Genomic DNA, 6,654 nt, shown 5'->3' with positions numbered 1-6,654 from the left:
CCCGCAGCACCTTCCGCGACATATCGCTTTAGCCATTTGTAGGCTGTTTGCGGGCTGATGTTGAAACGGCGGCACAGCTCCCTTCGGTTGCTGTCGGGAAGAAGTGCCAGGGCAATGAACTCTGCTTTTAGGCTCATAGCGTCTCTCGTGTTCCAAGGCATGGTCGTTACCCGGCAAGGCTGGCTTGCCGGAAAGTGTCAACCATGTCTCCGCACACCTGTCAGCTATGTCTCCGGTCTGTACAGCAGTCGCCCCAAAAGAAACCAAAAAGGCTTGCCCCGCCATCCGGGTCCCGCTTCGCGGGACTCCCCTCGCTCCGTCGCTGCTACGGGGGCCGGCGCGATGGGCCATCCCTGGCCTGGCGCGCCTCTCGCGGCATCCATGCCGCTCGTCCCCCTGCGCAACGACTGCGCTTGGCCTTCTGAAGGGGCGCTGTCCCCGCCCCACCACAGACGCCAGGCAGAGCATTCAGATGCGCATCAAGCTGGGTTCAAAGGCGTCAATGCAGGGGCGTCGCCGCCTGCAATTCGTTGTCCTCCAGCCAGTCCTGCGCCAGCTCCCTCAGGCGGGCCGCTTCGAAGCGGTGCCAGGCTTCCAGCAGCACCGGGTATTCCATCAGCACGTGGCGGAAGGCGCGGGCCGGTTTGCGGCCGGCCAGGGCCTGTTGCAGGGCGGTGTAGGCGTGGGGGTGGACGACCTCGTGGAGGAACTCCTCCATCAGCCGCAGCTCGTCGCCGTGGGTGAGGGGTTCCACCAGCAGGAAGCGCTCCGGCTCTTCGCGCAGGAGGGTTTCCAGCTGGGGGGCGGCATCCTCTTCGGGGATCAGCAGGACCTTGCCGGTGAGCAGGTCCAGGTAGTGGTCCAGGCCCTCGGTGGAGAGGGCGAAGGCCAGTTGGTCGAGGTCGATGGTCAGGGGGCGCATGGCTCGGGCCTCGGCTAGGGGGAAGGCCCGATCCTACGCCCTCCGGCGGGCGGTGTCAGACCCGGAAGCGCCCGACCATCTGTTGCAGTTCGTTGCCCAGACGCGCCAGCTCCACACTGGACGCGGCAGTCTGGTCGCTGGCGGCGGCGGTCTGCTCGGAGATGTCGCGCACGTTGAGGACGCTGCGGTTGATCTCCTCGGCCACGGCGCTCTGCTGCTCGGCGGCGGCGGCGATCTGCTGGTTCATCGACTGGATGGCCGAGACGGCGCCGGTGATGGAGGTCAGCGAGTCGCCGGCCTCGCGGGCCAGGCGCAGGGTGTCTTCGGTCAGCTCCAGGCTGCTTTCCATCATGCCGGCGGCCTGCTGGCTGCCGTTCTGCAGGCCGGCGATCAGCTCCTGGATTTCCTCGGTGGACTGCTGGGTACGCTGGGCCAGGCCGCGCACTTCGTCGGCGACCACGGCGAAGCCGCGCCCGGCCTCGCCGGCGCGGGCGGCTTCGATGGCGGCGTTGAGGGCCAGCAGGTTGGTCTGGTCGGCGACGGTCTTGATCACGTCCAGCACGCTGCCGATCTTGTCGCTCTCGCGGCGCAGCTGCTGCACGGACTCGGTGGAGCGGCCCACTTCGGCGGCGAGGCGGTCCACCTGGCCGAGGGCCTGGCGCACCAGGCGGTCGCCCTGGGCGGCCTCGCGGTCGGCGGAGGCGGCGGCTTCGGAGGCCTGCTCGGCGTTGCGCGCCACGTCGTGGACGGTGGCGGCCATTTCGTTCATGGCGGTGGCGACCTGGTCGGTCTCGACCTTCTGCGCGTTCACGCCGGCGCTGGTCTGTTCGGTGACGGCGGAGAGTTCTTCGGCGGCGCTGGCGATCTGGGTGACGCCGTCGCCGATGCGCCCGATCAGCTGGCGCAGGTTGCCGGCCATGGCCTGCAGGGCGCGCTGCAGCTGGCCCAGTTCGTCCTGGCGATCGGCCTGCAGTTCGGCGCGCAGGTCACCGTCGGCGATGCGCGAGGCGAAGGCCAGCGCCTGGCGCAGCGGGTCGAGGATCTGCCGGCTGATGGACCAGGCGGCGAACACGGCGAGGCTGATGGCCAACAGGGTGGTGACGAGCAGCTGGCTGCGGGCGCTGGTGGCGTCGCTGCTGCGGGCCTTCACCTGCAGCTCGTAGATCCGGTTGCCCTGGTCGCGCATGGTCTCCGCGTGCTTGCCCATGGTGTCGATGGCGGCGCGGCTGGCCTCGACGCCCTGGCCGAACTGGCGCACGGCGCTGAGGTAGGCATCGAAGGAGGGGCGGGCGCGGGCCAGGTAGTCGGCGAAGTCGCCGGTGGCCTGCTGCCTGAGTGCGTCGAGGTCACGCTGCAACTGCGCCAGGGCGGCCTGGGCCGGTTGTTCGGATTCCGGGGTCTGCTGGAAGACGAAGCCACGCACCAGGTAGCGGATGGACAGCAGCTGCTGGTTGAGCCCGGTGATGGTGCGGGTTTCGTCCAGTAGTGCAGGGTTGGTCGGGTCGCGGGCGAGGTCGTCGAAGCGCCGCTTCTGCAGTTCGGCGAACTGGGCGAGTACGGCCTCGGCGGACTTGATCAGCACGGCACGGGCGGCGTTGCGGTCCTCCTGGGCGCGGATCAGGGCGGCGAGGGACTGGCGGTAGGCGTTGATCTCGCTGCGCAGTTGCTCCAGTCGGGTCCGGCCTTGGGCGGTGTGGGCGTCGGCCTCCAGGCGGTCGCTGATGGCGAGCATGGCGTCGATCAGCTGTTCGATGTTGCGGGCGTGCTGCAGGTCGCCGGTGCTGACGAACTGCAGGCGTTGGGCGCGGGCGTCCTTGATGGTGTTTTCCAGCTCGCTGACGGTGACCATCTGGTCGCTGCTGTCGATCATGCGGTCGATGCCGCGGATGCCGGTGAACATCACCGCCAGGGTGAGGAGCAGGACGAGGCCGAAGCCGAAGGTGAGTTTGCGGCCGACCCGCAGGTTGGCCAGCCGTTGTGTGCACCAGTGGTACATGGTTTCTCCCGGGAATGCGTAAGCCCGGCGGTGCGCGGGGCATCGCCGTGGCGGGTGAGGCGTCTGTTGGAGTTATTGGGAAAGGCGCTGCCGAGACGGCGGCCTGTGACGCGGGGGCGGGAGAGTAGCCGGCGCCCCGGGGCGCCGGCAAGAACGTGATGGCAGTTTGATATTTCGTCTGATGGCCGGCCCGGGCGGCCTGCTATCAGACGCGGAAGCGGCTGACCAGATCCTGCAGGCTGCCGCCCAGGCGCGCCAGTTCGACGCTGGAGGTGGCGGTCTGGTGGCTGGCGGAGGCGGTCTGCTCGGAGATGTCGCGCACGCTGACCACGCTGCGGTTGATCTCTTCGGCCACGGCGCCCTGCTGCTCGGCAGCGGCGGCGATCTGCTGGTTCATGGCCTGGATGGTGGACACCGATTCGGCGATGGCGCCCAGGCGGCGGCCGGCGCGGCGGGTCAGTTCGACGGTGCTGTCGGTCAGCTCGCGGCTGGTTTCCATCAGACTGGCGGCGCGTTGGGCACCGCTCTGCAGGCCGGCGATCAGCGCTTCGATCTCCTGGGTGGATTGCTGGGTGCGCTGGGCCAGACCGCGTACTTCGTCGGCGACCACGGCGAAGCCGCGACCGGCTTCACCGGCACGGGCGGCTTCGATGGCGGCGTTGAGGGCCAGCAGGTTGGTCTGGTCGGCCACGGTCTTGATCACGTCCAGCACGCTGCCGATGCGCTCGCTCTCCTGCTTGAGGTGAGTGACGGCATCGCTGGAGCGGGTGACCTCGTCGGCCAGGCGGTCCATCTGCTGCACGGCGTCGTTGACGGCCGTCTCGCCTTCGCGGGCCTGGCGGTCGGCGGCGCTGGCGGACTGGGAGGCGTCTTCGGCGTTGCGGGCGACCTCGTGGACGGTGGCGGCCATCTCGTTCATGGCGGTGGCGACCTGGTCGGTCTCGACCTTCTGGGCGTTCACGCCGGCGCTGGTCTGGGTGGTGATGGCGGACAGTTCTTCGGCGGCACTGGCGAGCTGGGTGACGCTGTCACGGATGCGGCCGATCAGGTCGCGCAGGCTGGCGTTCATGCGCTGGATGCTGCCCTGCAACTGGCCGAGTTCGTCGCTGCGTTGCACCACCAGGTCGCGGCTGAGGTCGCCGGCGGCGATGCGCTCGGCGGCGTCGAGGGTGTCGCGCAGGGGCTGGGTAATTTGCCGGGTGATGAGCAGGGCGGCGAACAGGCCGAGCACCAGGGCGATGATCGAGGCCACCAGCAGCATGACGTGGGTCTGGCGGGTCTCGGCTTCGAGCTTGGCGTTCTGTTGTGTGTACAGGCGCGCACTGATTTCCAGGAGGCGCTGGCCCTGCTGGCCCATGGCGTCGAACTGGGCCTGGGCGCTGTCGTTGGCACGGCGATAGGCGCTGATGGCATCGCGGTAGGTCTTCAGGTTACTGCCGACTTGGGCCAGGTCGGTGTCGTCGTTGCCCAGGTCGGCGGCGAGTTTGGCCTGGCCGCCGAGGGCGGCATCCACGGCTTGCAGGGCGGCATCCTGGAAGCTGGGGTCGTTGCTGAAGGTGTAGCCGCGGACCTGGAAGCGGGCCTGCATTACTGAGAGGCGCAGGTCGGCCAGTTCGTGGAACTGGGTGAGGCGGCCGGCATCGTCGAGGGTGATGTCGGCGAGGACGCGCTCAATGAGGTTGCCGATGGAGGCCATGGCGGCGTCGGCGCTGGTGCCCAGTTGGCTGCGCGCGCCCTCGCGGGTCTGGTAGGCCTTGCCGAGCTCGGTGAAGGCGGCCTGGTAGGCCTGGGTCGCCTGGCGGGCCTGCTCCATGTGCTCGCGGTCGCGGGCGTCGGTGAAGTGCTGTTCGAGGGTGCGGGTGTGGTCGTTGATGGCCTGCACGCGCGCGCGTACACGCTCGGCGTTGTTGGCGTCCTGCTTGAGCTGGTAGGCCTGCTGGCTGATCTGCAGGTCCTTGGCCAGCTCGCTGAGGTTGGCCGAGTCCTGGAGTTTCTGGCCTCGATCCAGGGTTTCGTCGATGGCGAGCCAACCGGTGAGGGTGATGAGCAGGGTGAGCAGCAGAACGAGGCCGAAGCCGATGGCGAGCTTGAGGCTGACACTGAGGTTACCGAACCAGCGTGACATGCTTCTTCTCCTGGCGAACGCGGCAGAGAGGTTGAGGGAGGTGGAAGTTTATCGGCGGATTGCCGGGGCGCTTGATGGGGCGCCTGTCAGAACAGGCGGGCGAGCAGAGCGGTAACCGCCGTCTCGACCCGCAGGATGCGTTCGCCCAGTTGCACCGCTTCGAATCCGGTGGCTTGCAGCTTCTCGACTTCGTAGGGGATCCAGCCGCCTTCGGGGCCGATGGCGAGGGTGACGGGGCCTTCCACGGCACGGGGGCAGTCCGGCCAGGGGCCGGGGTGGCCGACCAGGGCACGGGTGCCGGCGGCGAGGGCGGGCAGGCGGTCTTCGACGAAGGGCTTGAAGCGTTTCTCGATCACCACCTCGGGGAGCACCGTGTCGCGGCCCTGTTCCAGGCCGAGGATCAGCTGCTCACGGATGGCGGCGGGTTCGAGGAAGGGGGTCTGCCAGAAGCTCTTCTCGACCCGGTAGCTGTTGAGCAGCACCAGGCGCGGGACGCCCATGGTGGCGACGGTCTGCAGCACGCGGCGGAGCATCTTCGGGCGTGGCAGGGCCAGCAGCAGGGTCAGCGGCAGCTTGGCCGGCGGCGGCTGGTCGAGGCTCACCTGCAGTTCGGCGCGGTCGGCCTCCAGTGCGGTCAGCCGGCCTTCGCCCATGGCGCCGCCGAGCAGGCCGACCCGCAGGCTGTCACCGGCTTCGGCGCGGTGCACGTCATGCAGGTGCTTGAGGCGGCGGCCACGCAGGAGGGCGTGGCCGGGGGCGACGAAATCGCCCTCTTCCAGCAGCAGGAGGTTCACGGGCGGGTGGCGGGCGGCTGGTCTTCGGGCTCGCTTTCCGGCGTGTCGTTGCGCCGGCGCACCAGGCCGCCGCAGAACACGCCGACCTCGAACAGCAGCCACATGGGCACGGCCAGGAGGGTCTGGGAGAAGATGTCCGGCGGGGTGAGGATCATGCCGACCACGAAGCAGCCGATGATCACGTACGGGCGGATCTTCTTCAGGTAGGCCACGTCGACCACGCCGATCCAGATCAGCAGCACCACGGCGACGGGGATCTCGAAGGCGACGCCGAAGGCGAAGAACAGCGTCATGACGAAGTCGAGGTAGCTGGCGATGTCCGTCATCATCGCCACGCCTTCGGGGGTGACGCTGGCGAAGAAGTGGAAGATCAGCGGGAACACCAGGAAGTAGGCGAAGGCCATCCCGGAGTAGAACAGCACGATGCTGGACACCAGCAAGGGCATGGCCACGCGCTTCTCGTGCTTGTACAAGCCGGGTGCGATGAAGCCCCAGACCTGATGCAGGATCACCGGCATGGCGAGGAACAGCGCCACCACCATGGTCAGCTTGAACGGGGTGAGGAAGGGCGAGGCCACGTCGGTGGCGATCATCGTCGCGCCTTCCGGCAGGTACTGGCGCAGCGGTGCGGAGACGAGGGTGTAGATCTTCTGGGCGAAGTAGAACAGCCCGGCAAAGATCAGGAACACCGCCGCGACGCAACGCAGCAGGCGGGTACGCAGTTCGGCGAGGTGCGAGACCAGGGGCATCTCCTGGTCGTATTCCGGCTTCTGGTCGCTCATAGGGGGCGGGGCGGCTGTGGCGGTTCGGCGGGCGG

General features: G+C 68.4%; 5 protein-coding genes and 3 pseudogenes. All 8 read right to left on the bottom strand.

Going from position 1 to position 6,654, the window contains the following annotated elements:
- A partial coding sequence (locus tag SZ55_RS27510; protein WP_152644501.1) for a helix-turn-helix domain-containing protein occupies positions 1–161 on the bottom strand: 161 nt, incomplete at its 3' end.
- Between the two features lie 338 nt (positions 162–499).
- Positions 500–922 carry a UPF0158 family protein gene (locus tag SZ55_RS15785; protein WP_044408017.1) on the bottom strand — a complete coding sequence of 141 codons (423 nt, stop codon included), beginning with the start codon at positions 920–922 and terminating at the stop codon, positions 500–502.
- Positions 923–977: 55 nt separating this feature from the next.
- Positions 978–1,577 (bottom strand): annotated as a pseudogene (locus SZ55_RS29120) (methyl-accepting chemotaxis protein); the annotation flags it as partial.
- Between the two features lie 255 nt (positions 1,578–1,832).
- Positions 1,833–2,918: pseudogene (locus SZ55_RS29115) on the bottom strand (methyl-accepting chemotaxis protein); the annotation flags it as partial.
- Between the two features lie 205 nt (positions 2,919–3,123).
- The gene (locus SZ55_RS29110) at positions 3,124–3,987 is read right to left on the bottom strand and encodes a methyl-accepting chemotaxis protein (protein ID WP_371320947.1); all 864 of its coding nucleotides are present in this window, start codon (positions 3,985–3,987) and stop codon (positions 3,124–3,126) included.
- Positions 3,982–5,043: pseudogene (locus SZ55_RS29105) on the bottom strand (methyl-accepting chemotaxis protein); the annotation flags it as partial. The gene SZ55_RS29110 and the pseudogene SZ55_RS29105, both read right to left, overlap by 6 nt.
- 86 nt (positions 5,044–5,129) lie before the next feature.
- A complete protein-coding gene (locus SZ55_RS15770; RefSeq protein ID WP_044408009.1) occupies positions 5,130–5,837 on the bottom strand; it encodes a 16S rRNA (uracil(1498)-N(3))-methyltransferase in 708 nt (235 codons plus the stop codon).
- Positions 5,834–6,619 carry a twin-arginine translocase subunit TatC gene (gene tatC, locus SZ55_RS15765; RefSeq protein ID WP_044408006.1) on the bottom strand — a complete coding sequence of 262 codons (786 nt, stop codon included), beginning with the start codon at positions 6,617–6,619 and terminating at the stop codon, positions 5,834–5,836. The genes SZ55_RS15770 and tatC overlap by 4 nt, the downstream gene beginning before the upstream one ends.
- Positions 6,620–6,654 lie beyond the last annotated feature (35 nt).

It is taken from the genome of Pseudomonas sp. FeS53a, from assembly GCF_000931385.1.
In the GTDB taxonomy this organism is placed as follows: domain Bacteria; phylum Pseudomonadota; class Gammaproteobacteria; order Pseudomonadales; family Pseudomonadaceae; genus Metapseudomonas; species Metapseudomonas otitidis.
The sequence above is the reverse complement of the archived record's forward strand: the minus strand, read 5'-3'. Positions and strand labels throughout refer to the sequence as shown.

What these genes read in the sequence shown, in the direction of transcription:
- SZ55_RS15785 (WP_044408017.1), bottom strand. Translation starts at nt 922, where the DNA reads ATGCGCCCCCTGACCATCGACCTCGACCAACTGGCCTTCGCCCTCTCC.
- SZ55_RS29110 (WP_371320947.1), bottom strand. Translation starts at nt 3,987, where the DNA reads ATGAACGCCAGCCTGCGCGACCTGATCGGCCGCATCCGTGACAGCGTC.
- tatC (WP_044408006.1), bottom strand. Translation starts at nt 6,619, where the DNA reads ATGAGCGACCAGAAGCCGGAATACGACCAGGAGATGCCCCTGGTCTCG.